Source organism: Cognaticolwellia beringensis, assembly GCF_002076895.1.
Classification (GTDB): domain Bacteria; phylum Pseudomonadota; class Gammaproteobacteria; order Enterobacterales; family Alteromonadaceae; genus Cognaticolwellia; species Cognaticolwellia beringensis.
On the sequence record NZ_CP020465.1, the window covers coordinates 2,958,184 to 2,984,545 of the forward strand.

The 26,362-nt window shown below is 37.6% G+C and carries 24 protein-coding genes; 7 read left to right on the plus strand and 17 right to left on the minus strand.

All coding sequences use genetic code 11. The features are described 5' to 3' along the window. Position 1: 1 nt before the first annotated feature. Together leuB and leuA are read right to left on the minus strand one after the other, a co-directional pair. Positions 2–1,114 carry a 3-isopropylmalate dehydrogenase gene (gene leuB, locus B5D82_RS12525; RefSeq protein WP_081151963.1) on the minus strand — a complete coding sequence of 371 codons (1,113 nt, stop codon included), beginning with the start codon at positions 1,112–1,114 and terminating at the stop codon, positions 2–4. Positions 1,115–1,201: 87 nt separating this feature from the next. Beyond that, the gene (leuA, locus tag B5D82_RS12530) at positions 1,202–2,809 is read right to left on the minus strand and encodes a 2-isopropylmalate synthase (protein ID WP_081151964.1); all 1,608 of its coding nucleotides are present in this window, start codon (positions 2,807–2,809) and stop codon (positions 1,202–1,204) included. A gap of 609 nt (positions 2,810–3,418) precedes the next feature. Here leuA and B5D82_RS12535 point away from each other — a divergent pair. Continuing rightward, positions 3,419–4,468 (plus strand): CDP-glycerol--glycerophosphate glycerophosphotransferase, encoded by a 1,050-nt coding sequence (locus B5D82_RS12535; RefSeq protein WP_081151966.1) that lies wholly within the window; start codon positions 3,419–3,421, stop codon positions 4,466–4,468. A gap of 43 nt (positions 4,469–4,511) precedes the next feature. On the opposite strand, the gene B5D82_RS12540 is transcribed toward B5D82_RS12535, so the two are convergent. The 4 genes from B5D82_RS12540 to B5D82_RS12555 form a co-directional block, all read right to left on the minus strand. Beyond that, positions 4,512–4,907: an FAD synthase family protein gene (locus B5D82_RS12540; RefSeq protein ID WP_081151967.1), complete on the minus strand. Its 396-nt coding sequence runs from the start codon at positions 4,905–4,907 to the stop codon at positions 4,512–4,514. Continuing rightward, entirely contained in the window at positions 4,904–5,974 is a 1,071-nt protein-coding gene (locus B5D82_RS12545) for a CDP-glycerol glycerophosphotransferase family protein (protein WP_081151969.1), read from the minus strand. The genes B5D82_RS12540 and B5D82_RS12545 overlap by 4 nt, the downstream gene beginning before the upstream one ends. A gap of 460 nt (positions 5,975–6,434) precedes the next feature. Next, entirely contained in the window at positions 6,435–7,943 is a 1,509-nt protein-coding gene (locus tag B5D82_RS12550; protein ID WP_157673894.1) for a capsule assembly Wzi family protein, read from the minus strand. A gap of 60 nt (positions 7,944–8,003) precedes the next feature. After that, positions 8,004–8,603: a TIGR04211 family SH3 domain-containing protein gene (locus B5D82_RS12555; RefSeq protein WP_081151972.1), complete on the minus strand. Its 600-nt coding sequence runs from the start codon at positions 8,601–8,603 to the stop codon at positions 8,004–8,006. A gap of 218 nt (positions 8,604–8,821) precedes the next feature. On the opposite strand from B5D82_RS12555, the gene B5D82_RS12560 reads away from it, so the two are divergent. Continuing rightward, positions 8,822–10,333, plus strand: a complete 1,512-nt coding sequence (locus tag B5D82_RS12560) for a CYTH domain-containing protein (protein WP_081151973.1) — start codon at positions 8,822–8,824, stop codon at positions 10,331–10,333. 186 nt (positions 10,334–10,519) lie between these two features. After that, positions 10,520–11,374 (plus strand): L,D-transpeptidase family protein, encoded by an 855-nt coding sequence (locus tag B5D82_RS12565; protein WP_245807464.1) that lies wholly within the window; start codon positions 10,520–10,522, stop codon positions 11,372–11,374. A gap of 95 nt (positions 11,375–11,469) precedes the next feature. Here the strand turns inward: B5D82_RS12565 and B5D82_RS12570 are convergent, their stop codons facing one another. The 9 genes from B5D82_RS12570 to B5D82_RS12610 form a co-directional block, all read right to left on the minus strand. Further along, positions 11,470–11,730 carry an Lpp/OprI family alanine-zipper lipoprotein gene (locus B5D82_RS12570; protein WP_081151975.1) on the minus strand — a complete coding sequence of 87 codons (261 nt, stop codon included), beginning with the start codon at positions 11,728–11,730 and terminating at the stop codon, positions 11,470–11,472. 204 nt (positions 11,731–11,934) lie between these two features. Continuing rightward, a complete protein-coding gene (locus tag B5D82_RS12575; protein ID WP_245807465.1) occupies positions 11,935–12,423 on the minus strand; it encodes an ion channel in 489 nt (162 codons plus the stop codon). A gap of 56 nt (positions 12,424–12,479) precedes the next feature. Then, the gene (locus B5D82_RS12580; protein ID WP_081151976.1) at positions 12,480–12,809 is read right to left on the minus strand and encodes a hypothetical protein; all 330 of its coding nucleotides are present in this window, start codon (positions 12,807–12,809) and stop codon (positions 12,480–12,482) included. A 2-nt stretch (positions 12,810–12,811) separates the two neighbouring features. After that, positions 12,812–13,450, minus strand: coding sequence for a hypothetical protein (locus tag B5D82_RS12585; RefSeq protein ID WP_081151978.1), 639 nt, complete (start codon positions 13,448–13,450; stop codon positions 12,812–12,814). A 95-nt stretch (positions 13,451–13,545) separates the two neighbouring features. Next, positions 13,546–14,235 carry a PspA/IM30 family protein gene (locus B5D82_RS12590; RefSeq protein WP_081151979.1) on the minus strand — a complete coding sequence of 230 codons (690 nt, stop codon included), beginning with the start codon at positions 14,233–14,235 and terminating at the stop codon, positions 13,546–13,548. Positions 14,236–14,258: 23 nt separating this feature from the next. Continuing rightward, on the minus strand, positions 14,259–14,672 hold the full coding sequence (locus B5D82_RS12595) for a YjfI family protein (protein ID WP_081151981.1): 414 nt from the start codon (positions 14,670–14,672) through the stop codon (positions 14,259–14,261). Positions 14,673–14,824: 152 nt separating this feature from the next. Next, a complete protein-coding gene (locus tag B5D82_RS12600; RefSeq protein WP_081151982.1) occupies positions 14,825–16,531 on the minus strand; it encodes a polyamine aminopropyltransferase in 1,707 nt (568 codons plus the stop codon). Between the two features lie 97 nt (positions 16,532–16,628). Next, positions 16,629–17,531, minus strand: coding sequence for a DUF350 domain-containing protein (locus tag B5D82_RS12605; protein ID WP_081151984.1), 903 nt, complete (start codon positions 17,529–17,531; stop codon positions 16,629–16,631). A gap of 8 nt (positions 17,532–17,539) precedes the next feature. Further along, positions 17,540–18,550 (minus strand): hypothetical protein, encoded by a 1,011-nt coding sequence (locus B5D82_RS12610; protein WP_245807466.1) that lies wholly within the window; start codon positions 18,548–18,550, stop codon positions 17,540–17,542. 113 nt (positions 18,551–18,663) lie between these two features. Here B5D82_RS12610 and glnE point away from each other — a divergent pair, with 113 nt between their 5' ends. Further along, positions 18,664–21,561 carry a bifunctional [glutamate--ammonia ligase]-adenylyl-L-tyrosine phosphorylase/[glutamate--ammonia-ligase] adenylyltransferase gene (glnE, locus tag B5D82_RS12615; RefSeq protein ID WP_245807467.1) on the plus strand — a complete coding sequence of 966 codons (2,898 nt, stop codon included), beginning with the start codon at positions 18,664–18,666 and terminating at the stop codon, positions 21,559–21,561. A gap of 27 nt (positions 21,562–21,588) precedes the next feature. On the opposite strand, the gene B5D82_RS12620 is transcribed toward glnE, so the two are convergent. Both B5D82_RS12620 and lpxL read right to left on the minus strand, forming a co-directional pair. Then, a complete protein-coding gene (locus B5D82_RS12620) occupies positions 21,589–22,275 on the minus strand; it encodes a TcpQ domain-containing protein (RefSeq protein WP_081151987.1) in 687 nt (228 codons plus the stop codon). A 52-nt stretch (positions 22,276–22,327) separates the two neighbouring features. After that, complete coding sequence (gene lpxL, locus B5D82_RS12625) at positions 22,328–23,266, minus strand: LpxL/LpxP family Kdo(2)-lipid IV(A) lauroyl/palmitoleoyl acyltransferase (RefSeq protein WP_081151988.1); 939 nt, start codon at positions 23,264–23,266, stop codon at positions 22,328–22,330. A gap of 69 nt (positions 23,267–23,335) precedes the next feature. On the opposite strand from lpxL, the gene hldE reads away from it, so the two are divergent. From hldE to B5D82_RS12640, 3 genes are all read left to right on the plus strand, one after another. Then, a complete protein-coding gene (gene hldE, locus B5D82_RS12630; RefSeq protein ID WP_081151990.1) occupies positions 23,336–24,763 on the plus strand; it encodes a bifunctional D-glycero-beta-D-manno-heptose-7-phosphate kinase/D-glycero-beta-D-manno-heptose 1-phosphate adenylyltransferase HldE in 1,428 nt (475 codons plus the stop codon). Positions 24,764–25,168: 405 nt separating this feature from the next. Then, positions 25,169–25,621, plus strand: coding sequence for an exonuclease domain-containing protein (locus B5D82_RS12635; protein ID WP_081151991.1), 453 nt, complete (start codon positions 25,169–25,171; stop codon positions 25,619–25,621). A 48-nt stretch (positions 25,622–25,669) separates the two neighbouring features. Beyond that, a complete protein-coding gene (locus tag B5D82_RS12640; protein ID WP_081151993.1) occupies positions 25,670–26,323 on the plus strand; it encodes a hypothetical protein in 654 nt (217 codons plus the stop codon). The last annotated feature ends 39 nt before the right edge of the window (positions 26,324–26,362 follow it).

The following is a 26,362-nucleotide window of genomic DNA, read 5'->3' on the forward strand; positions in this document are numbered from 1 at the left end:
GCTATTTTGCTCCTGAAGTTGTTTGGTTATCACGAATATATTGGCAGATAATATCGCCCATTTCGTTGGTAGACTTAGCGTTGTGGCGTTGATCTTCACTTAATAGATCGCCGGTAAAGTTACCTGCGTTTAGTGCGTCTGCCACGGCATTTTCGATAGCGTTAGCTGCTTCAACCTGATTTAAGCTGTGACGCAGCATTAATGCCACTGAAAGAATTTGAGCGATAGGGTTAGCAATACCTTTTCCTGCGATATCTGGCGCCGTGCCACCAGCGGGTTCATACATACCAAAGCCTTGCTCATTTAAGCTTGCTGAAGGTAATAATCCCATAGAGCCAGTTATCATGGCGCAGATGTCAGATAAAATATCGCCAAAAAGGTTAGAGCATAACATGACGTCGAACTGAGCTGGATTGCGAACTAATTGCATTGCTGCGTTATCAACATACATGTGCTCAAGAGCTACGTTAGGGTAGTCTTTTGAAACCTCTATAACTACTTCTCGCCATAATTGAGACGAAGCTAATACATTGGCCTTATCGATTGATATAACCTTGTTACGACGTTTCTCAGCTGATTGAAAGGCAAGGTGTGCTATTCGGCTTATCTCTTTACGAGAGTAAATCATGGTATCAAAGGCTGCTTCATCTTCTTGCCCTTGATTTTTCCGCCCTTTAGGCTCGCCAAAATAAATACCACCGGTTAACTCTCGAATCACTAAAATATCAAAACCTGCTTGCGAAATATCAGCGCGAAGTGGTGAAAGATGTGACATTGCGCTTTGTAGTTTTGCTGGGCGCATGTTGCAAAATAGTCCGAAATGGCTACGTAAATCAAGCAAAGAGGCTCTTTCTGGTTGCTCAGTTGGAGGTAAGTGACTCCATTTTGGGCCACCGACCGAACCAAATAAAATGGCATCGGCTTGTTCGCAGCCTTCGATGGTACTTGCTGGTAGTGCTTTACCGTGATTGTCGATAGCACAGCCGCCGACGTCATAATGCTGAGTACTTATTTCAAAGTCATACTGTTGGGCAACTGTTTGTAATACTTTTTCTGCTTGAGCCATAACTTCTGGCCCGATACCGTCACCGGCTAATACTGCAATCTTCGACATAGTGTTTTAAACCTATAAATATATTAATTGAATTTAATTTAAGACTAGCTAAGTTTAGCTAGTCTTTATCTGTTTATATTGATTTGGCTATATTTGGTTTTGACCATCAATAGCCGCTTCTTTTACAAACTCGATATTTTGTTCTGTTTTTAGCTCAGTTTTAAGCTCGGCAATGGTAATAGCACGATGAATACCGTTAAGCGCATTAACTAAGGCATGGCCTGAAGCTTTAATAACGTCGGTATCTAAGCCGTAGCCATGAAAATTCCGGCCTTGCCACGAGACAACAATATCGGCTTTACCTAAACCATCTTCACCTTCACCTTTGTTTGAAATTTTGTAATCGCTTACTTCAAATTCAATATCAATGGCTTTTTTAATTGCTCGATAAAGGGCATCTACAGGACCATTACCGGTTGCAGAAACGATTTTATGTTCATCGCCGATGGCAAGTTTGATGCTCGAAGTAGCAAACTCACTACCGCCGCTTTGCACGTTTACCGTTTGTAAGCGATAAAAGTCTTGCTGGTCTTGTTGTTTAATATTAAATAGTAAAGCTTCTAAGTCATCATCGAAGACTTGGCCTTTTTTATCCGCTAAGGCTAAAAAGTCAGCATAAAGTGTTTCTATTTCATAATCAGACTCTTGATAACCTAAGCTTTCCATACGATGTTTAATAACATGTCGACCACTGCGCGAGGTTAGATTCAACTTGGTTTTACTGATACCGACACTTTCTGGTGTCATAATCTCATATGTATTACTGGCTTTTAGCATTCCATCTTGATGTATCCCCGAAGAATGACTAAAAGCATTACCGCCAACAATCGCTTTATTTAACTGTACTGGCATATTACAAAGTTGACTGACTAATTTTGACGTACGGGCAATTTCGTGATGATTAATTTGAGTATGCACGCCCAATAATTCATGGCGAGTTTTCATAATCATGGCGACTTCTTCAAGTGAACAATTACCTGCACGCTCACCAATGCCGTTAATGGTACATTCAATTTGCCTTGCACCGGCTTGCACTGCTGACATTGAGTTAGCTACGGCTAAACCTAAATCATTATGACAATGCACAGAGATAACCGCTTTATCAATATTAGGTACGCGATTAAATAAAGTTTCGATAATGCCGCCAAATTCGTTTGGTAAAGTATAACCCACCGTATCAGGAATATTGACGGTTGTAGCACCCGCTATAATGGCTTGTTCAACCATGCGGCATAAGTTGTCGATTGGGGTTCTACCCGCATCTTCACAGGAGAACTCGACATCATCGGTAAAGCGACGGGCATATTTAATGGCATGTATTGCCATGGCTTGCACATCAGCAAAGCTTTTTTTCAATTTTTGTTGAACATGCACATCAGAAGTAGAAATGAAGGTATGAATACGAAATTGATCTGCAGGCTTCAAGGCATCTGCACAGGCTTTAATATCAGCTTCAACCGCTCGCGCTAAGGCACAAACTCGAGCGTTTTTCACTGTGCGTGCAATCTCTTGTACAGACTGGAAATCACCCGGTGACGATACTGGAAAACCCACTTCCATAATGTCGACACCTAAACGTTCAATAGCGTGTGCTATTTGTAACTTTTCGTGTACCGATAAACTCGCGTTCAATGCCTGTTCGCCATCACGTAATGTTGTGTCAAAAATAATTACTTTATCGTTAGAAATGCCCATGTTTGTCCCTGATTTAAAAGTGTTTACGCTAAATAACGAGCATAAAAAAACCCGCGTTGAATAGCGCGGGTTTAGTGTTTTATTATGTTATCTATTTATTTTTCAAGCAATAAAACCTAGCCGCGCGTTGATAATGCGAGGAGGAGGTTAATTCGAATCATGTTAGTGAAATTTTTCATTTATGCTTTTGCTTAAGTTTTTTGTTTAATAAATAGTGAGTACGTTATTAATAGCGCACTTATCACTGTGATGTCAATTGTGATTTTGTTATATATTATAAGTTATAAGGTTTTTTTTCTGTATATAACCTTATTCTTAAGTTTGATCTTAAGTTTGATTTATCTGTAGCTGATTTTTAACATATATCTTGCTAATATCTGCGATTCTATAATTGCACTATTTGATGAGCCAAAAATGCAAGCAAAAAAGTTTGTTTTAAATATATCTCAACACTATAGTTTCGCTATTTTAAGACCATTACAAGAAGCCATTCGCAATAGCAACAGAGATGTGTAGCTTTTTGTTATTATTGAAGTTTAATTATCAGCTAAACTAGCTGGAAACACCAAGTTGCAATGTGCATGGCACTTAATTGTAGAGATTCTCCTTATGACAGTTAAAAAGTACCTTTTTTTTATCAGCCAAAATTACAGTTTTGCTATTTTAAGACCGCTGCAAAAAACCATAAAGGAAAATGGTGGTGAAGTACGCTGGTTCTTGTATGGCAGCGAAATTAATAATGAATTTTTACAACGTAATGAAGTAAAAATTGAATCAATAAAAGCAATAAAAGAATATGATCCGCTTGCTGTTTTTGTACCAGGAAATACCGTACCTAGCTTCATACCAGGTTTAAAAGTGGCAGTTTTTCATGGCTTTAATTCTGGAAAGCTAAATAGAAGAGGACTCGAAGATCATTTTAATATTAGAGGGTGTTTTGATCTTTATTGTACTCAAGGACCAAATACCACTGAAAAATTTCAATTATTAGCACAACAGCACGGACATTTTTCGGTTGTTGAAACAGGTTGGCCGGCTTTAGATCCACTTTTTGTAAAGACGAGCAAAGCTGATGCTGATAATAGAAAACCAATGATTCTGATGTGTTCAACATTTTCACGCAATTTAACTTGTGCTCCAATATTGTTAGAAACGATTAAGAGGTTAAGCCAGTCAGGAAAATGGCAATGGAAAATTCAATTTCACCCGAAAATGGATGCAGGAATTGTTGACCAATATAAAGCCATCCAAAGCGAACATTTAACCTTTATTGAAACTGATAATGTTATTCCACTGTTGCAAGAGGCTGATGTGATGCTTTGTGATACATCGTCAGTGCTTATTATGTTTTTGTTGCAGGGGAAGCCGGTAGTGACATTTAATAACATCTCGCCAAGTGACTATTTACTTGATATCAATCAGCCAAGTCAATTAGAGCTTGCGTTAGAAAATGCTTTGTCTCGACCTAAGTCTTTAATGGCGAATATTGAGAGGTTTATCAGTGAAACGCACCCAAAACAAGATGGGCAGTCAGCTCAACGAGTGCTAGATGCTGTTGATAGTATGATTGATTCTGGTAAGCGTCCAGCTAAAACTAAGCCGATGAACTTAATTAGGGCATTGAAAATGCGGAAAGAGCTAAACTACTGGAAGTTTTAATAAGGAAAAACAAGCGGTATTATAACGGCTTAGTCATTTAACTTTAGTTTCGTTTAGTTTTCACCACTTCAATAATTTCTGTTGTGGAAACTGATGGTGTTCTTGGTAAATAAATAACTTTGCAAAGATCTTTCAAATGATCAAACTTACCTTGCCAATCATCACCCATCACGAGAATATCGGCATTGTATTTTTTAATGTACTCCGCTTTTAGCTCTAAAGATTGTTCAAGAAATACTTCGTCTACGCAGCGCAATGAACTGATGATATGTTGTCTGTCATCTTCTGAATATATAGGATATCTAGTTTTCTTTTCCAAATTCAAATTATCTGACGAAACGCCTACTATTAGATGTACCCCCTGAAGTTTAGCTCGCTCTAAAATATTGACGTGACCAACGTGAAATACATCAAAAGTGCCAAAAGTTATAACTCTCATGCACATTCACCTACAATAAATTCGGCAATTCTTTCACTACATTTACCGTCAACTTTACCGGTTAAATGTTCAGACATTTCGAGTCTGTTTACTTCGTTTAATTGTGGTTCATTCAGATGCAATTTTGTATTTTCAATAAGCTCCTTTATATTTGTTACTCTTGCGGCAACTTTTCCAAAGTAACTTAAGTCAGTATCTAATCTTTTATTTAATCTAAATTTAAATATGCCACGATAAGACCATCGTAGTTTATAAAAATCACACCAGATAGCGGGCTTATTGAGAGCTGTGAATTCGAAGAGGGTTGACGATGCATCACTGATCATTAAAGAGGCAAGTTGCATAAATGGTAGGATAGAGACATCATCAACATCACAAGCATATACATTTGCATAACGGCTCCAGTTTATTAATTTTTCTTTTTGTGATTTATACTTACTTTTAATTAAAGAAAAAAAATGGGGCTTGATAATAATATTGTATTCTTTAAAAAGATCAGGAAAATTTTGTGGTAAACATTCAATAGAACTAGGATAAAAAGTAGGAGCATAAAGAATAGTTTTCTTAGTGGGATCTAATGCTAAACTTTCAAGCGTTATTTTAGTTTCAGTATTATTGATAATAGGATCAAGCTTCGCATAGCCGGTATCAATAAATATTTTTTTCGGAAAAATTTTCTGTAATCTTTCTAGTCTGTGTTTTCCTTCAACAAAACGATACATTATTGGGGAATAAGAAACATCGTAGTAGCATGCTTTTGGACCTATACCATGCTGCAATAATGCTGTTTTTGAAAAACAATGTATTTCATTTAAGTCATCGGTAGCGTTACCAAAAATTATCCATTCAGGCTTAGCTTCTAAGTATATTTTTTTAGCATCTTTTCTGTCATTTACCCAAACATAATTCAAATTATGATTTTTTACATAATTCTCTAAAGTATTATTTAAATGCTCTTGTTGATATAGAATAAAAATACATTCAATATTTTTGGCTTCTAATGCATTTTTTACGGGCAAATATTGTGGCAAATAATAGAGGTGTAAAATGTCGAAATAAACACGCATTAGTATCTCTCTTAAAACTAATAGTAATGCTGGTGAGTTAATCCTTTAAAACCAGTTGATTATCAAGTATGCATTATTTTGTTACAATATGTAACGATAAGTTAAATATGAATTGATTTAAGGAAAGTTAATGACGAGTTTATGTCGAATTAGATAAATATTTCTTTTCAGGTGGCTATCAAATCAACAGCTTAAATATTTATATTATCGAGGGGGATTCTTCTTTAATAGTAGAGTTAATAACTACTGACAGATGATATAACAATTATATTCAGTAAAAAGCTAAGTTATTTGATTGAAGTTTAATCAAACTTATTAATTAACTGATCATTTTTTAGAGGTAAAATGAACAATACGAAGATATAAAATTGATAAACATCATAACTACTGGTTATGTTTTATATCTTGTATTTATCCATTTACCTATTGAATATAGACTACTTAATTAGTCAAATATATTTTATAAGTTATATTCAACTTTTAAAAATAAGTTTGCTTGATTCTTATCTGCAATCGCATTTTCGAATTTAGAGTTACTGAGGTCTAAACCTAACGTGTAGCGCCAGTTTTTGTAACTATGCTGAACTTTAGTCGAAATCATGATCATGTCTTCGGCGATTTTTGTCAGTGGGTTACCAATAAGGATATTATTCGGCGCTTTGTCGTTGTTATCTTTATTAAGCTGTAAATGACGAATTTTGCTCGTGACATTGGTATTTTGGCTGATGGTAGTAATAAAGCCTAAAACCACGCTGGTAGCATCGTTATCGTATAAATTACCTAAGGTTCTTTGTTGATAACGCATACCGGTATGGTAAATATGATGTTCATAGAAGCAGTTACCAACACTGCTATTATCAGTATCTGAGCAATCAGCGTAGGTATCGGTGTATTCTAAGTAAATTGTGGTTGGCGCTGAAAAAAGTCTTAAATGGGTATCTATACCTACTTGTACTTGTGGTTCAGTTAAGAAACTTAATGAAGAACCACTATTGTCGCCATCCTCTGCAAAATATTGACCATACAGACCGATAGGGGTATTGAGTACGCTAAATGAATAGCGTAAATCGTATCCGGCTTGTTGATTGCCAGGTTCGTTTTCTTTATTTACGCCACAATCGAGTCCTGAAGCGCCACAATTATCTTTGCCTAATAACACATTCCAAAAAGTGCCTAAGCTTTTTGAACGGCCTTTGCCGCCAAATTGCGCTAAACGAGTAATGCCGACTTCTAAACCATCAAATGGTAGGAAATTTAGCCTAAAGCCCCAGAGCAAGGTGTCATCAATAACGCGATTATCGTCCATAACGCCCATAAAAGAAGTTACGGTCCAAGGAATTTCAATTTCAGTAAATGGAATTTCTAGTGGCATTGCAGATCTTCTTGATAACGAAATCGCAGGAATAGGCCTAGCGTTATTGGTTAAGCTTAAATTGCTGTCCCAACCTGGACCCCACCATCGATCTTGTTTCCCTACAGAAACCACCCAGTTGCCGATAAAACCGGCAACATAACTACCATCAAAACGAGTTTTGTCGTTATCTTGTGGTGAGAAGGTATAAGTTGTTGAAAGACCAAAAGCAAAAGAGTCTGTCATATGACTCGTTTGGATTTTTATATTATTTTTATCTCTAAAGTCCTCACCAAAACTTGTGAAACGTTTGTCTTTATTGGCGGTATTGAATTCTAATTTCTTACTGTTTTTTTTAGCCATACGAAATTGATGATTTACATAATCAAAGGCTTGTTTTTCAGAACTATTTAACGAGGAGTATTCTACATGCTTTAAGTCTCGCCCTATATCTAACCACATTAATGGAAATGTTGTTACGGGGGTGTTTATATGGCCAGCGTCAGCAAGTTGCTGAATACTTGCTCTGAGGTATATATTTGATGTGTCGATCCAAGGTTCTGCAGACGTAAAAAAGCAAAATAAAAATAACGTGTAAGATAATTTATGTAATTTCAAAATATGAGTTTCAATTCTATGAGTAATTTATAGGTGACTTCTTAAATTATAATTAAAAAGTTAACCCCAGTTTTCCATGCTTGCTTTACGCTTTGAAAATAAGCGCGGTAAGATCAAACCAAATAATAAACCAATACCTAAGACGATTGCGCCATTAAAAAACCATTGTTTTTTAATACTAGTGTCTTGATTTTTCAATTGTGATTTAGTTTGTGTTAAATCCATATTGAGTGCTGATATGCTATTTTGTAAATCACTACGTTCTGATTTTAATGCATCAATTTCGATAACTGCTTCGTTTAGTTGCTGAGTAATGTGACTTTTTCCCGCTTGAAAACTAGCGAGCTTTTCATTGAGATCAGCAATAACGTAACGCATGCCTGGTTTTGTTGAAACATGCTTGCTTTCAATCCAACCGGTACGGTCTTTATCAGTAATAATTTCGCTGTATTCATTGTTAGACTTACCCGTTAGTACGACTTTTTCACCTGAGTTTACCGTACCTTGTATACGATAATTTTTGCCAGCACCGGTGTGCATATAAACAATTAAATCTTCAGAGATATATCCAGCAGTAGTCGACGAATTCGCCTCTTCAGCGAGAGAAAATAAGGAAATTAATAATAGTAGGGTAACGAATGTTTGTTTTATGTTCATCATGAAATAACCAATAGCGCCATTTTAAACAGGAATGGCAAAGATAGTAGGACTTTGCAGGTATGATAGCAAGTGATGTCGCTTAGATTTCTAAGATTTTTGCTATAAAATATCAATCATGTAATATTGAGGTTATTATTTGCTGCCATTGTACGAAAAACAATCTCAAAAGATTGTCGTTGCAGTTAATAGGCTTGATTTATAACTAATATTGGAAAAGTATGACGACCGAAATAGAGCTTAAATATTTAGTTTTAGGCGATAACACTGTAGAAAAAATAACCCAAGTATTTGGCCGTGAAAATATTCACTTTAGCTATCAAGAAAAGCAGCTCGCAAATTGCTATTTTGATACCCCAGAGTTGAATTTACGACAACATGACATGGGATTGAGAGTTCGCCGTAGTAATAATCATATTGAACAAACTATTAAAACCGCAGGGCAGGTTGTTGGTGGTTTGCATAGTCGTCCGGAATATAATGTTAATATTGAAAGTGACTTCCCTATTTTATCACTTTTTCCAGATGAAATTTGGCAATCGGGACAATCAGTAGCAAATATTCAACATGAACTAGTCGCTTTATTCAATACCGATTTTAAACGTTGCACTTGGCTAATTACCGATGCTAATGGCAATGAAGTTGAGTTGGCTTATGACCAAGGTGAGATTGCCAGCGCTGAGAAAAAAGAAACCATTCATGAACTTGAATTTGAGTTAGTTCAAGGCGATACGTCAGCATTGTTTAACTTAGCGTCGTTGCTTTTTAAAGCGCTAGCACTTCGCCCTGGTATCAAAAGTAAAGCGGCACGAGGCTATGCACTTTGGCGCACTGAGCCAGCTGTTGAGCAAGTTCAGCAAACAAGTTATATTTGTGAAAATCGAAGTAACTCGATTGCACAAGCCTTTACGTATGGGCTAGGTCACGGTCTTACCCTGCTACAAAAAAGTATTGAGGGCTATTTAGCGACTCAAACCTTAGATGAATTAGTGAAAGTAAAAGCAAACCTAGCGGTTTTACGTCATGGTTTTTGGTTGTTCGCGGATTACTTAACAGAAGAAGAATTGCTTATCAGAAATGAATTAAGCCATTTTATTCATTTACTTGCTTGGGTTGATAACGCGATACATTTACGTGAGCTTACCAATAAAACGGGTAATTACCGTAAAAAACTTGATTTTAGTAAGCAACTTATTAAGCAACTTAAAATAGAAAAACGTCGATTTCCCAACAATGAAGACATTTGCCAACTGCTACATAATAGCCGCTTTAATCAACTGCAGCTTTCGATATTACAGCTGTATTTATTACGCAGTGAAAATAAGGCTGTAGATAATTATGAAGGCGGCGAAACACTAATTAAATTTGCTCAAGATAAAATTCAATTTAGCTTAAGTGAAATTAGTACTCAGATGAAAAATATGGCGAGCTCACACTGTCAAAGGTACATAGCACAAAGCAAACCCCTATATCGAAGCTCATTAACCGGTACTTGGCTTGCGGGATTATTTGATAACGAATTGCGTGATAAATTTCGTCGCCCTTGGTTAGACTTGCAGCAAGGCATAAGTGAATTACAATCGCTTTGGATTATCCAGCTGCAATTAGAGAAACTTTCTGATCCGCCTAAAAAAATCGTTCAGTGGCAACAAAGTAAAGTCGAAGGCTTGTTAGTGGCACTAGACAATACTAAGGCTATAGCAATTGCCATGCCGCCATATTGGCTTGAGTAATATTAGTATTTATCATTTTAAACTGCTGATGTTCATTGGTCATTTATTCAAATTTAGTAATAAACTAGATTAGTTTATGATATTTATTTAACCCGTAGAGTGACCGCCGTTATTTTGATTAAAAGTTTTTTCTCAGCCAAGCTCATACTTATCGCTATGAGCTATATTTTATTGCTGTCTAGTTTTATGACGACGGTAAGTTTTGCAAAAATATATTCGCTACCTGAGGCAGGTTCAAGATTAATTGGTGAACCGCAATATCATGAAGTTGCCAAGGGGGATTACTTTCAACTTATTGCTGAGCAATATGATGTCGGTTTTCTTGCGCTAATGGCCGCCAATCCTGGTGTTGATCCTTTTTTACCTACTGTTGGGCATAAACTGGTTATTCCAACTCAAATGCTACTGCCGTTTGGCAAGCGTGAAGGTATTATTATTAATTTGCCCGAGTTACGCTTGTATTATTTTCCCGAAAATAGTGACAAGGTGCATGTTTTCCCCGTTGGCATTGGCAGACAAGGGTTAGAAACGCCTAAGACGGTGAGTTACATAAGTGAAAAACGTAAAGATCCTGTTTGGCGTCCAACAAGTGAAATGAAAGCGCGTTATTTTGCTGAACATGGCAGGAAGTTAGCTGATGAAGTGCCTGCAGGACCTAAAAATCCATTTGGTAAATATGCCTTACGTCTAGGTACAAGTGTCTATTTATTGCATGGGTCAAATCAGCGTTTTGGTATTGGTATGCGAGCTAGCTCAGGCTGTATTCGCTTATATGATGATGATATCGAGTGGCTATATCAGCATATTGAAATCAACACACCGGTGCGCATTGTTGATCAAACAATAAAATTATCCTATGAACCCGATAAAAGATTAATAGAAGTACATAGCCCACTAACAGGTGATGATGGTGATGTAAGTAAAACTGAAATCACTCCTGCTGTAACAGCATTTGTTGGCGACTCACCTGACGATAAAATGCTCTTACTAGATCAAGTCGAAAACCCAAAAGGTTTAGTCACGCAATTGCATGTGCATTAACACGTTCCCCGCCATTAACAATAAAAAAACACTAAACTAAGGTTTAGTGTTTTTTATTAATTCAACCTAGTGCATTTAAGCTCGCGGCAGACTTCTTACTTTTTATAGCTAGCAACGACATTATCAATACGTTCGTTGGTATCTTTTACAGCTTGGTTTGTTTGCTCTTGTGCCATTCCCAATTCGTTTACTTCAGCTGAAACAGCTTTAGTTTGAGAAGATAAGCTATTCACTTTTTCTGTTAAATTATCAACTTTTTGGTTTAATTGTGAAATATTTGCTTCTAGTGCTGAGTTATTTGCACAACCGCTAATAATGGCAACTAAGGCTACAAGCGTTAATTTTTTTAATAACATAATGGGATCCCTGTGTTTTTTATTAAGTTTGAATGTTCTAAGCTAGTATGGCACAAAATTATCACACTCCCAAAAGCTATTAATTAGCAGAATCACTTTAGCGGTAAGTGTCGTTTAATAAGGTGTTTTTGTGGATATTGATAATTGAATACAGCTAAGATAATAGCTGTATTCTGACTTGTTTTCAGAATTGGTAAGCTGAGGTTATTTATTAAGTGCTTTGGTTAACGCTTCTAATTTTTCTTCTAACGCTAAAAGTTTTTTATTAATTTCTGTGTTTTGAGCAATAATTTGTGAGTTTTGCATTCTTAACTCTCGATTTTTAATATTGGTATCAGCAAAGCCAAATATTTTATTAACAAATACCGCCCCCATGCCGCCAAGTAAACCGATACCCAAAATAAACATAATAAAGACAGATGCTCGGCCAATAAAACTGATGGGATAAACATCGCCAAAACCAATGGTAGTAGAGGACATGACCATCAGCCAAATGGCATCTGCATAGCTTTTAACAGGTGAATCTGTAAGCCCGAGTTCAGCTTGATAAGTGATATAACCTAATGATAAATTTAAGGACAAAAATAAAACTAAAGAGATAGTGCCAATAAAGCCGTAGTTGTAGTTTTTTACCCCGAAGTCATCAACACGGTATAAATTAGTTTTTTCCATAGCTTTTTGAACGACTATCATTTGAACCTCTTACTTACATTGTCTAATGGTTGAAACTAATTAAATAAAGCTCAGCGTTAATCAATTAGGGTGTTATCAACGTAATTGATTAAATCATCCATTAATTTTTTCTTAATTTCAAGTTGTTGTTCTGCAAGCAAGTCATACTTTTCGCCAAGCAAAGCATAATCATCAGCAGATAAGCTGACGGTTAATCTTGGGCGCTTTGGACGTTTGTTAGTTGGTAGCCCTAAAATATCTCTAATTTGCTCTGAAGGGCTAATACCAGCCTCCAAAGCTTGCTTTCTAATGGCGAGCTGAATTTTTTCATCCATATCAAAAGCAACTTGTACCGCTTTTACTGCTTTGATTGATGATTGCCATTTCTCGGGGATTTTTCGCGACACAATTAACTCCCTGGATACATATCAACAATATCTGTGGTGGGTCTAAATAAGGTTAAAAATACTTCGGTGTCACCGTCTTGCCACACTTCAATATCTAGGCCTTTGTCTTGGTCTTCATTAAACAGTGCATATAGTTCAAACTGCTCGCCGCTGTCCTTACCTTCATAGGCTGAAAGTGCATCTTTGCGATAATCTTTACGATGAAAGTAACCCACTTGCGCATAGCTACTTTGCTGGTAAATTTCGCTGCTCCAGCCGGCAGTATTGTTGCTATCTTTTATACGCGTTAATTGAGCTTGGCCGGGTTCATCGAAAACTTCAGCAAATTGCTCAAGATCAAACAGTGTTTCAACATCTTGATGTAATATTTTCAGGGAAAACTTTAAGTAGGTTTTATCGTCAACGTCCAATGTTAAGTATAACTCTAAGTCATTATTGCCTTGTAAAACCCACTCAGCTTGAGTTTTATGCTCAAATTCATAACTGTTAACCGCACTGACTTGAAATTCTTGTGCTCGCAGTGCCGTTGGCAAACCAAAACTGTCTGACATAACAATAATATCACCTAAGGTGAGTTCTTTGACATTATTGAGTTTGCGCTCTTGTGTTGGCTTTTTGAATATGTTTTTAAAAAAACTCACTGTTTGCTCCGAATATTATGGCGAATAATCGACCTAAATTAAGCTAAAAAACCGCTTTGCATCATAAATGCAAAGCGGTGATAGCAATGTGTTATCTACTTTTGTTTAGCTTTTAAACGCTCTAATACTGAATTTGCGTTGTTGTCACTAGCGCCAATGCCTGCTTCTTTAAGCTTAGCCTCAAGTGAAGTATCTGAGTTTTCAGATTCTAACACTTCTGCCGCTTTCATTCGATCATCAAACTTTTGTTGCTTAGCTTTAATGCGCTCTAAAGAGTCTTTAGCGTTTAATAGCTTAGAATTACTTGATGAAAAGTTATCGGTAATTGCTGAAGTGGCTTTTTGCACGCTTTCTGTGGTTTTCACCATAGATAATTGACGCTTGTATTCAGCCACTTGACGTTCACTCTTTTTCACTAGCTCTTTTAAGCGCTCAGCATTTCCTTGGAAGCTATCAAGTGCTTGCTGCTGTGTGGTGAGTTCATTTTCAAGCGTTGATATTTTTTCAGCAACAGCTAAAGCAAGTTCGTCGTCACCTTTTTCAAGGGCTTGAACGGCATAGCCTTCATGTTCAACTACTTCACGCTTGATGCGTTCAACGTCACGGCTAGATGACATTTGTTGGGCCATAACACCGGTTAAATCTCGTTTAGCTTTGGTTAAGTGGTTTTCTGCGTCACGAATTTCTTGTTCAAAAATACGGGTAGCATTTGAGTCAATAATTGATTCGCCCACTTCAGTTGCACCGCCGCGAATGGCGGTCATAATTTTTTTAAAAATACTCATAATAATACTCCTAAGGTGGCTGCTTAAATTAAGTAATCACTCATGTCGTCAATAATTTCTAGTGCATTGTTGCTCAATACCGCTAGTTCGTGTTCGATATCATCAAAGGTAGAGCTAATAGCCAGCGCACCAAAAATGACATATTTATCACCAATTTTTGAAAATGAAGATAACGGCATTGGAATGTTCATTTCTAACATACTTACGTGCATCTCATTCAATTTGTTTGCTTTAACTTCTTCTTCACCCCAGAGGTAAGTGATACAAAGAATTTGATCATCGGTTACCGAGACAAAAATAGGTAACTCTTCACGGCCAAATACTGTTATTTGTAATACATCAACTTCACCTGAAATAGGTTGGCAATCAAAAACCATGCCCGTGTCAGAATCATCTGCCAAGGTATTTAAGTAGTCAGCTATCTTATGAATATTCATGTTCATCCTCATGTTCTAATAAGTAGCGTAAAATCAGCAAAACTGCTTTTACTAACGACATATTATGTCGCACTGGGTTAATTTAGCATTGTGACATAATATGTCAAGTGCTAATTCATTTTATTTCTTCACTTAGTTTAACTTAATCACTCTTACTGTAAATGGGCATTATTTAACCCTTGTTGATCTTGCCAAGCTTGTTGATGTAATTGATAAATGGCATGACTGCCAAGGTAATTAATTGGCACCGAATCACTATCTAGATAAAAATCACGCGAAAACTCAAAAGCATTGGTCACCATAGGTAATGTTAGCCAATGGTGTGAAACTGGTAGTTCTGGCAAGCTGTTTAGTCTTGATAATGGACTCGCGCCCATTTTACTGGCAATAGTCCAGCCCCATTCGCCAAAACTGGGTACGTTGTCATGATATTGCTGAACGGTCGAGTAGCCAGCAGCTTGAACGGTTTTACCAATGGCGATAAAAGCATTTTTAGCGTGATAAGGACTGGCTGATTGAATACCAATTAAACCATCGCCAGCCAATAATTGCTTTAAGCGGGCATAAAAGTTTACCGAATAAAGTTTATTTAGGTCAGGGTGGCTAGGATCGGGTAAATCAACGATAATAGCGTCGAATGTTTGTCCGCTTTGTAAAAGTTTATCGATAGCGATAAAGGCATCAGCAGAAATAATGTCAACACGTTTGTCACGTAAACTGGCGGCATTTAAGTCTTCAATGGCGTTAGCAAGTGATAACGGTAATTTATCATGTGGATGCTTAAACAGCTCAATAAGCTCAGTGTCTAAATCCACTAAAGTAACTTTTTTAGGCTGCCATTGTAAAACATCTCTGAGTGCTAAGCCGTCACCACCACCAATAATAAGAATGTTATCATGGCGTGCTGACCCCGCTAATACAGGGCTAACTAAATAACTGTGGTAAATAAACTCATCTGAAGATGAAAACTGTAAGCGACCGTTTAAATAGAAGTTAATAATGTTGCCATCGTTAGGCCCCATATTTCTTTGGGTAAAAGTCAGTTGTTGAAAACGGGTTTTATCGCTGTAAACGACTTTATCGAGGTACAGCAAGTTACTCATTTGGCTTAACCAACTATTGCCATATTGATATATAGCTAAAATCAATACTAGCAAAACACCATGCGCTGCAATTAAGGTTTTTCGCCAGGTAAGTTTTTGCCAGTAATAGAGTATAAATATGATACCTGCGGACAGGTTTAATGCAGCCGTTAATGCGCTTGCTTTACTTATGTCTATTGATAATAAAAATATAACCCAAATCGCCGCGCCGATACCTGCGCCGATATAATCAGCGCCGTAAATAGTTCCTAAGTTATTTTTAAGATGCTTTTGATGTATTTCTTCACGAATACGCGCAATTAGCGGTATTTCCATGCCAATAAAAAAACCTAAAATGAAGCCGAAAAAGTAAGGGCTATTAAAGGCAATAAAGCTCAGTTGTTTAAATAGGCCTCCGCGTGGGTATGCGTCTGGCGGCAAGTTGAACATGCTACCTAATATCTCAGGAAAGGTTTGCGTTAGCGCTATCAGTCCGCCAATGATCAATATTGAGCTACTACCTAGAAATGCGATGGTAAGCTCTAGCCAAACAAAACCATTAAAAGCGCATTGAATTTTCCGTGCTGCAAATGCTCCTAAGCCCATAGCGACAATCATTAGGCCGATCATGGCGTATATGGTGCTTTCCATGATGCCAAGCACGCGACCAGCATAATGCGATAAAAGGTATTCGTATATCAACCCACAACCTGCTAAAACAGCCATGGTTAAAATCAGGAGAATATCGTCCCAAAGCCGACTTCTGTTGATGATCATGGATATTCCTAGCTTGAGTTATTTACTTTTAAGTGACAGGAAAGTCATCAAACGCATAAGAGCGCTTGATGACTTAAATAGAAAAGTTGCGATAAGGTTATGACATTAACGCCGTTAAAATAAGTGCGATAGAAATACTAATCGCCATTTCAACACTGGCAACACCAATATTGTGTTGTTGGTCTACTTCTTCAACTAAGTTGATGCCCATTAGTACTAGGCGTTTAGCAATTGAGGTGAGTAGAGCAACCAATAGGGTCATGATCATACCAAAGACTAACCAGCCGACTAAGTTAACCAATAAAGTATCTGGGCTATAAGTTAAAAAGTGACTGGCAGCTGTTACGGCTAAGGCGGTACTAATAGCTTGGCCCGCGTAGCGAATGGCTAAAGCGACGTGACCTTCAGCAAAAGCGCTTTGCATGCTGTGATTCTGATTGTTTTTCGCGTATTGACGTTCTTTAAGACGAGTAACTAACACTAACATAGCTTGTGAAACAATAAAGCCGGCAACAATAGCCGTAAATGTGCTGATGTCTAAGCCATAAACCCACAGTAATACGGCGCGAATAACGATGGCCGTGGCAATTGCACCTGACGCATCGACGATGCCAACAGCAATATTACGTGATTTAATTTCTGCGTTTTTGTCTATTTTATTTAAGGCAAAGCGGTCATGAAAAATTCGGCCAATTTTAATTAAAATTAATCCTAAAATTCCGTAACTTGCCATACCGATAATTTCCATCAAATAACTTTCAGCATTTTCACCTGTAATAGCACCAGTTAATACAATGCCTAATGCTGCAACACTGCCTGCAACACTGATACCAAAGGCAAAGTTATCTTCTTTGGCAAGCTCGTCGGTTGAATTTACTTTGGCCGACAAACCGCTGATGAAGCGCATTGCGCCAAGTAATATAATAGCAATGGTAATATCGATAGCTAAGAAAATTAATAGCTCTATATTTAGGCCTGTTATTTCAATAAAGGTATTCATATTTATCCCTACTTTCCACGTCTAAAGCTACGTGACGTTGTACTCTTACTATTTCTAAAACTAGCATTTTTGGCACTTTTACTTGATTTTGCATAAGCGCTTTTATTGGTCGTTTTGCTAGCAAATCGATTGGCACTGGTTTGTGCACTTTTACTTTGACTAGAGATACTTGACGCGCCCGTTCTATTTTTACTGTAAGCGCTAGTATATTTTTGGCCACGGCTTTGAAACGATTTTTTAGTGCGGGTATCTAAATCAGTTTGTTTACGAAGCTGATCGGGTGAACTATAACGCTTGCGACCATAATCATTGTAATAACTATAATTTCGGCCACGGCCCCAATCACTATAACTCGTGCGTCGTGAACCAAATACGTCTCCCATCATCGAGTACATACCATACCAAGCCCAAAATGACATGCCATTAGAGCCAGACGTCCAACTTCCGTATGATGGATTGCCAATAAGTTGTTCTCCAGTGCCAAAGTCTTGCGCCTTATTGGCCGCCATACTTTGTGCTTTGGACATGGCATTAACACGCGGCAAAGTTCCGTCAGACATATCAGCTAAAACATTGAGTGGGTCGCTTAATGCATCAGAATATAAAACTGGATCGGCAGCTTGATACAGGTTTAATAGTTCATCATAAATAGCTTGAGAATTCTCAAACATTTGTGGTTGAGTTTTTACCGTGTTTAATCGATCAACTAAAGCAACAAACATCGGGCCTTTAGTGCCAGTGTCTTTTAAAAACTCGTCAATTAGCGGTTTATAACTTGGTTTACTTTGTAATAGTCTTTCTCCGTACTGGCTAATTAAATTAGCATTACGAACTTGCCCATTCGCCAGTGCTTTAGCAAGTAGTTCAATACGTTGTTCTGTGAGTGGAATTTGCTGGGTGATTTGCTCTTTTATTGGATCTGTACAAGCGAAGAGCAATAACGTCAGCAAGAGTATCATTAATTTTAGCGGCTGCATTCCTGCCATACTGTCCTCAAAAATGCTATGGTTATCATTCATTAATACCATTTATGACATATTATGTCTATTGTTTTAGGTATATCAATGAAATTAATTTATTGTCCATTATTAATTATTGCTCATTTGCCATTGTAGCTTTTATCGAGGATAACGTGTCTAATTCATCTGCTTTGCCTTTTCCGCCATTACTTGTAGACCAGCAAGCTAAAAGTTGGCTCCAGTTTTCTCAACAATATCCTAATGTTACCGACAACTTACCGCCAGAGCGTTTAGTGCTGTTTAAAAATGCATTAGCGTTGAGTGACTTTATTTTGCGTAGTGCTTTACAAGCCCCTGAGTTACTTGTTGAACTTTTTAACAGTGAGCAGTTACTCTCGACCCAAACACCTAACTATAAAGTTATGCTCGCTGAAGATGTAGATAAGTGCTCAACAGAGGAGCAACTGCAACATTGCCTTAGAATGTTTCGTTTAGAGCAAATGGTGCATATTGCCGTTGGTGATTTTCTGTTGGATATAACGCTTGATGAATCGTTAAAAAGACTGTCGTCGTTAGCCGATAACATGATAATTGCAGCCAATGATTGGTTATCAACACTGTGCCAAGAAAAATGGGGTGTACCGGTTAATTCTGCCGGAGAACCACAAAGTTTATTGGTCTATGGCATGGGAAAATTAGGGGGTCAAGAGCTTAACTTCTCATCAGATATAGATTTAATTTTTGTTTACCCTGAAGCCGGTGAAACACAAGGGCTTAGGCGTAGTATCGACAATCAATTATTTTTTACCCGTTTAGGGCAAAAATTAATTACCGCGTTAAATCAACAAACAGCCGATGGTTTTGTTTATCGTGTTGATATGCGCTTGCGACCTTTTGGTGAAAGTGGGCCTTTAGTGCTGTCGTTTAATGCCATGGAAAATTATTATCAAGATCAGGGGCGTGATTGGGAGCGCTATGCGATGTTAAAGGCGCGTTTGATTGGCGAGAGTGATTATCACGGACAATTGTCTAACATGTTGCGACCTTTTGTTTATCGACGCTATATTGATTTCAGTGTTATTGATAGCCTGCGAAGAATGAAAGCTATGATTGCTCAAGAAGTTAGACGCAAGCAGCTTAATAATAATATTAAATTGGGTGCTGGTGGTATTCGTGAAGTAGAGTTTATTGTGCAAGTTTTTCAGATGATAAGGGGAGGGCGAGATAGCGATTTACAGCACCGTAATTTACTGACCGTTTTACCATTATTAGTTACGCACGGTGAGATCACACAACAGAGCGCGAAAATTTTAACTGATAGCTATCGCTTTTTACGTCGTGTTGAAAACATTATTCAAGCGTTAAATGATCAGCAAACGCAAACTTTACCTGATGATGAATTAGACCAGCAGCGCTTAGTCACTATTCTTGCTGATGAAAACTGTAGCAATTGGACGACTTTTCTACAGCACCTTACTTTTCATATGCAGGGCATTCATCAACAGTTTGGAGAGCTTATTGGTGAGGAAAGTCCAAATCGTCAAGCGGTTGATCAATATTGGACAACTCTTTGGGATAGCCAATGGAGCGATGAAGAATCAATTGCTTGGATTGAGCAGTCGCCACAGTTACTAGACAATACAGATGGTGTTAAGTTTTCACATAGCGAATCGTTATGGCTAACGTTAAGAGATTTTCGTCGCGAAATGATTAAACGCAGTATGGGGAGTCGTGGCAGACATGTACTGGATAAATTAATCCCGACGGTGTTGTGGCATCTTGCTGAATTAAAGTTAACCGACCAAACCTTAGCGCGTGTATTAGGCGTATTAACAACAGTCGCAACACGTACCGCATATCTTGAATTACTCTTTGAGAATGAAGGCGCATTAAAACAATTAATTCATTTGTGTCGCAACAGCAGTTGGGTAGCAGAGCACATTGCTAAATTCCCAATATTACTCGATGAATTGATTGACCCTAAACTATTTCATCAACCTCCGCTGTTGTCTTCGTATGTCGCTGAATTGCGTGAAACTATGTTACGGGTTCCAGAGGAAGATCAAGAAGCACAAATGATCACTTTGCGCCAATTTAAGCAAGCTAAACAATTGCGTATTGCCGCGGCAGATATCACCGGTATTTTACCGCTGACTAAAGTCAGTGATCATTTAACTGCCTTAGCCGAAGCGCTTGTAGAAGAAGTCGCCAACTTAGCATGGCAACAAATGGCACTTCGTTTTGGTGTACCTAACAGTAAATTAGACGGTCAAGATAAAGGTTTTGCTGTTATAGGTTATGGAAAGTTAGGTGGGATTGAATTGGGTTATAGTTCAGATTTAGATTTGGTGTTTGTACACGATGCCGACATCGCTGAAATGACCTCAGGCGAAAAATCTATTTCTGCAGGACAATTTTATTTAAAACTTGCACAAAGAATGATGCACTTATTCAATACCCGCATGGCAAACGGCATTTTGTATGAGCTAGATATGCGCTTGAGGCCTTCAGGTAATGCCGGACTTTTAATGGTGCATATCGATACTTTTGGTCATTATCAGTCTAATGATGCTTGGACATGGGAGCATCAAGCGTTGGTTCGAACAAGAGTCATATATGGCCATGCAGCATTAGCGGCAAGGTTTAAAGAAATTAAGCGTGATATTTTAATGCGAACGCGTGATAAGGCATTGTTACGCGAAGATGTGATAAAAATGCGTGATAAAATGCGCCAGCACTTGGATAAATCTACTACGAGTGAAGTCGATATTAAACAAGGGCTTGGAGGTTTGGTTGATATTGAGTTTCTAGTACAGTATTTGGTTTTAGCACATTCTGCCCAACACCCTAAATTGAGTGACTATTCAGACAATATTAACTTACTTGAGTATTTAGCTAATATAGGCGTAATAACGGCACATCAGCAGCAGGCTTTAGTCGATAATTACTGTAAATTACGTGACTTTAGCCATCATGCGACCCTGCAAAATAGCTTGGCAATGATCCCCGCAGACGATTTTTCAGCTGAGCATAGTGAAGTTATGGTCATTGTTAAAGCGTTATTAAAATAGTTAACTTATTTAACTTATTTAGCTTTATCAGTTACTGCCTTTGGGTAATAACATGCATTCTTTGGCTAAGTAAGGAATGCTATTTTCTATCAAAACAATGGCGCGTTGCTGGTAACAAAAGTAGATTGAAAGGCCATTTTCAAAATGTCCTTCAATGGCTTTACCTACTTGATAGGAAGTGGTGATGATATTTTCATTAATTCTAAAAGCGTCTTTAACCAAAAAGTCACGATTAAGCCACCAAATCATCTCAAGATCATTTTCTTGGGCGTATTCAGATAACTTTTGATATAAAGTTTCGCCAAGGCGAAATGGATGATTGTCAGTGTTGCCGGTCCAATTTCTACGCAAAGGTCGAGTGATCAAACGCCTTGCTTCTAATATTTTTTCTAAATCACCTTCGGGATCTGGCAGGTAGACAATATTATTACGAATTTTTGGGCCTTTTCCATCCATCTCGCCGTGTAAATTGGCGTAATAGCGAGAAAGACCATCAGCAGCGGCATTTGTCTTTTTCTTAGCTTCAACCACTTCTTCTTTTGCTACTGATACTGGTTCTGCTTTCTCTTCATGATGACGGTCAACTTTTGTTGCAACAGCATCATCAGCCGCATCTTCGCTGAAGGAAAATAGCAGCTCTTGGTTAAGCCATAAAGCTAAGGCCAAGCCAATTAGCAGAAAACCTGAAACAATACTCAGTAGCCAAAATTTCATAAATTATTTACAGCTTATTTTACAATTTGAACAACACAATAGCTAACAATAGCTATTTATACAATGATGGATCATCTTCGTTAGGGCGAGTTTTAAAGCGGCGGTGTAACCACATATATTGTTCAGGTTTCACCATAATAGCTTTTTCTAGCTCTTGATTTATTCTCAATACATCTGTTGTGTCATCACCGGTTGGAAAGTTTTCCAACATGGGTTTGATCTCTAGTGTGTAACCGCTACCGTCGTCGTTACGTGTTGGTATCAACATGTGGGTTTGCGTATTTTTTTGTCGCGCAAAAATTAATGTACCAGTAGTCGATGCTGCATCGGGTACCGCGAAAAATGGTACAAAAACACTACGATTTCGACCGTAATCTTGATCTGGTAAATAAATACAGGCTTCACCTTCCTTTAATGCTCTAAGTAAGCCTTTGACATCACGTTTTCCCAGCATATATTTGTTCGAACGGCCACGACCTCGGAACTGAAAATACTCCATTAACGGATTGTTATGTGGTCGATAAAATACCACCATAGGATGTCCGTAACCAATGCCTCTACAGTTAATTTCGACGCTAAGATAATGCATAGCAAGTAACAGTATGCCTTTACCTTGTTTCTGTGCTTCTTCTATATGCTCAAGGCCAATAACTTTGGTTTTGCGTTTTACACGCCAATTCGGCCACCACCAACCCATGCCTGTTTCTAATAAAGCAATACCGGTATTCTCAAAATTACGTTTCAGCATAACTTGGCGTTCTGCATCAGGCATATCTGGAAAACAAAGCTCTAAATTACGTAAAGCAACTTTCTTACGACTTGAGCCTATTTTATAGAGTAAGCGACCGATTATTTTACCGAGAAATAGCTGGAACTTATAAGGTAGCCAAGAGATGGTATAAAGAATAAATACCCCAAGCCAAGTTAGCCAATATTTTGGTAATAGGTAAGACATTTTAAAATTTGGTTGTAAAACTTTGTTTTTACTCACGGGATGATTTCAACTCATTGAATTGCTTGTGATACAATATTGCTTATTATATCTGTTATAGGGTACAGGATGAAAGTAGATATTCCCGCTTTTGAAAAAGCGCGTGTTTTAGTCGTTGGTGATATCATGTTAGATCGTTATTGGTCAGGGCCAACACAACGTATTTCACCAGAGGCACCTGTGCCGATTGTTAAAATACATCAAGACGAAGATCGCCCAGGAGGCGCGGCCAACGTGGCGTTGAATATTGCATCGCTAAATGGACACGTAACTTTATTAGGTATTACGGGTAAAGATGAAGCGTCGACAACATTGCAAACACAGCTGTCAGCAATGAATATAAATTGTCAATTTATTCAATCTACCGATCACCCAACGATTACTAAATTGCGTATTTTAAGCCGAAATCAGCAATTATTGCGCTTAGATTTTGAAGAATCATTTGCTGAAATTGATAAACAGCCGCTTAATGAACAAACCAAAGCCTTAGTTGCTCAGCATGATCTTTTGTTATTATCGGATTACGACAAAGGCACATTATCTGAAGTTCAGGCACTTATTCAAATCGCTAAAGCACAAAATATTCCGGTATTGGTTGATCCAAAAGGCACTGACTTTTCACGTTATCGTGGCGCGACACTTATTACGCCTAACCTTGCCGAGTTTGAAGCCGTAGTGGGCCATTGCAAAAGTGAAGCTGAAATTGTGAGCAAAGGCCAAGCACTACTAAAAGAACTAGATTTAACAGCCATGCTAGTTACGCGAAGTGAGCAAGGCATGACCTTATTACGGCATGATCAAGAAGAATTTCATTTACCTACGCAAGCGAAAGAAGTTTATGACGTAACTGGCGCTGGAGATACAGTTATTGCCACACTAGCCCTTGCTATAGCGGCAAAAGCTGAATTTACCCAAGCGAGTGCTTTAGCTAATATTGCTGCTGGTATTGTGGTTGGTAAATTGGGTACGTCGACAGTCAGCGAAGCTGAATTGAGCGCTGAATTGTCATCAGGCCAAGAAAGTGGTTTTGGTGTTATGTCTGAAGGACAGCTAAAAATTGCCGTTGAATTAGCCCAAGCACGTGGAGAGACTATCGTGATGACCAATGGCTGTTTTGATATTCTGCATGCGGGTCATGTTTCATATTTAACAACGGCGAATACCTTAGGTACCCGCTTAATTGTTGCCGTTAATGATGACGCTTCAGTGACACGATTGAAAGGTCCTGGTCGCCCTGTTAACCCAGTAGATCGTCGAATGGCAGTACTTGCTGGTTTAGGCGCTGTTGATTGGGTAGTGCCTTTTAGTGAAGATACCCCGCAGCGGTTAATTGCCAATATATTACCTAATGTCTTAGTTAAAGGTGGTGATTATAAAGTGGAAGATATTGCTGGTGGTAAGGAAGTTATCGCGGCAGGTGGCGAAGTAAAAGTACTGAACTTTGAAGATGGAATTTCGACAACCAAAATTATTAACGCGATAAAGCGAGAAGATTAATTAGGTTTTAGTTCGAACATCGTCGTTCTTTCACATCCATGTGAACACGACATACTGTTCTTCGACGTACAAGGATGTACTAATGCCTAGGAAGACAGGATGTCAGAGAGAGGCCTGAACATAAAAAAGCAGCATTAAATGCTGAGGGACTAACAAAACAGGAGGGATAAAACCTCCTATTTTTCGTTGTAAGTTCTGATTTTAGTGGATTTTACACTGCTTTATTTCTTGGTAATTCATTACGTACCATCTATATATTATATAAATATCAAATAATTACGTAACAAATCTAAATACAAATCAATATGTGATTAACAATCCTTTTATAAATCATAAAGAGATGGCTACGCAATTTTAAGCACTATGTACTATAATTGGTATATAGGGGTGATTGTGGAGACTTAGATGAAGCGATTTTTGGTAATTGACACTGAAACTACTGGCTTTAGCCCTGCTTATCGCAAGGATAGAATCATTGAACTTGCTGCTGTTGAAATAATTAAGAAAACTGTCACCGCCAACAAATTTCAAACTTACCTTGATCCTGACGGTAAAGAATCAACCGATGAAGCATTTGATAAACATAAACTTCAAGATTCGTTCTTAAAAGACAAGCCAAAATTCAAAGATATTGCTCAAAACTTTTATTATTATATAAAAGATTCTACCTTAATATTTTTCAATCGTAAATTTGATTTTGACTTTTTAATTTGTGAATTTAAAAAAGCTGGTATTGATACCACTGAATTAGAAAAGCAAAAATCACGTTGTTTAATGATTGAGGCAACAAATCGGTTTAAGTTAAAGAGAAATATTAGTCTAGTTAAAGCTTGTAAACGCTTTGACATTAACTTTTAATCGTCTAAAGCGCATTCTGCACTGTATGATGCGGAAAAGACCGCAGAATTGCTTATTACGTTTGATAATCCAAAAATAAAACCATTAAGTAAAACACCTCAAGATAATAAACATAAAGCACCTGAAAAATTTCCAGTACCAAGAGCCTCAAATGGCATTCAGTTAAATTACTGCCGTAATACCTTTTGTGAAAACTATGGCGTACCAATCAAACAGCCTAAATTAGTTAATGGTAAACCAGCTAGGGGGCTAGATGATAATTATGAATTTCAATCTGTTAATACCAATGAGCGAAAATTAGACTTTAAATGCAAAAAATGCGGTTCATCTAGTTTCTTTGTTAACAACAGAGCTTTTTTAACTGAATTAAATAGAGTGCAATCATTATACTCACTGAAGATTAAAGCTTGTCCCAATACTGGCGAATTGCCTAGTCATGCAAATGAATTTACTGATGGTAGAAGATATCATTCAATCACTAAAAAGGTGAATGGTAAAGAACGAGAGTTCCAAAAACTCAAGCCTGTTTGTCTAAATTCAACCCTAAATATATTTGAACATCCTGAGTTATATCAGCTAAATGGTAGAGCCAAGAAAAAGGATATGGTAAATAGAAATAAAGTTATATTCCAAAGACCTCGTTCTCGCAGAAATAAGGAGCTTGCAGCTGGTTTTCTTAACTATAATGATTTCGACTCATAACAGGTTAAATGTAAACATTGTGCAACTCAGTTTAATATC

Excerpts from the sequence above, each read along its gene's own strand:
- B5D82_RS12595 (WP_081151981.1), bottom strand. The coding sequence starts at position 14,672 with ATGAATATTCATAAGATAGCTGACTACTTAAATACCTTGGCAGATGAT.
- B5D82_RS12605 (WP_081151984.1), bottom strand. The coding sequence starts at position 17,531 with ATGAATACCTTTATTGAAATAACAGGCCTAAATATAGAGCTATTAATT.
- B5D82_RS12635 (WP_081151991.1), top strand. The coding sequence starts at position 25,169 with ATGAAGCGATTTTTGGTAATTGACACTGAAACTACTGGCTTTAGCCCT.
- hldE (WP_081151990.1), top strand. The coding sequence starts at position 23,336 with ATGAAAGTAGATATTCCCGCTTTTGAAAAAGCGCGTGTTTTAGTCGTT.
- leuB (WP_081151963.1), bottom strand. The coding sequence starts at position 1,114 with ATGTCGAAGATTGCAGTATTAGCCGGTGACGGTATCGGGCCAGAAGTT.
- B5D82_RS12600 (WP_081151982.1), bottom strand. The coding sequence starts at position 16,531 with ATGATCATCAACAGAAGTCGGCTTTGGGACGATATTCTCCTGATTTTA.
- B5D82_RS12545 (WP_081151969.1), bottom strand. The coding sequence starts at position 5,974 with ATGCGTGTTTATTTCGACATTTTACACCTCTATTATTTGCCACAATAT.
- B5D82_RS12565 (WP_245807464.1), top strand. The coding sequence starts at position 10,520 with ATGACGACGGTAAGTTTTGCAAAAATATATTCGCTACCTGAGGCAGGT.
- B5D82_RS12575 (WP_245807465.1), bottom strand. The coding sequence starts at position 12,423 with ATGATAGTCGTTCAAAAAGCTATGGAAAAAACTAATTTATACCGTGTT.
- B5D82_RS12620 (WP_081151987.1), bottom strand. The coding sequence starts at position 22,275 with ATGAAATTTTGGCTACTGAGTATTGTTTCAGGTTTTCTGCTAATTGGC.
- B5D82_RS12560 (WP_081151973.1), top strand. The coding sequence starts at position 8,822 with ATGACGACCGAAATAGAGCTTAAATATTTAGTTTTAGGCGATAACACT.
- B5D82_RS12610 (WP_245807466.1), bottom strand. The coding sequence starts at position 18,550 with ATGAATGATAACCATAGCATTTTTGAGGACAGTATGGCAGGAATGCAG.
- B5D82_RS12590 (WP_081151979.1), bottom strand. The coding sequence starts at position 14,235 with ATGAGTATTTTTAAAAAAATTATGACCGCCATTCGCGGCGGTGCAACT.
- B5D82_RS12540 (WP_081151967.1), bottom strand. The coding sequence starts at position 4,907 with ATGAGAGTTATAACTTTTGGCACTTTTGATGTATTTCACGTTGGTCAC.
- B5D82_RS12555 (WP_081151972.1), bottom strand. The coding sequence starts at position 8,603 with ATGATGAACATAAAACAAACATTCGTTACCCTACTATTATTAATTTCC.
- leuA (WP_081151964.1), bottom strand. The coding sequence starts at position 2,809 with ATGGGCATTTCTAACGATAAAGTAATTATTTTTGACACAACATTACGT.
- B5D82_RS12570 (WP_081151975.1), bottom strand. The coding sequence starts at position 11,730 with ATGTTATTAAAAAAATTAACGCTTGTAGCCTTAGTTGCCATTATTAGC.
- B5D82_RS12535 (WP_081151966.1), top strand. The coding sequence starts at position 3,419 with ATGACAGTTAAAAAGTACCTTTTTTTTATCAGCCAAAATTACAGTTTT.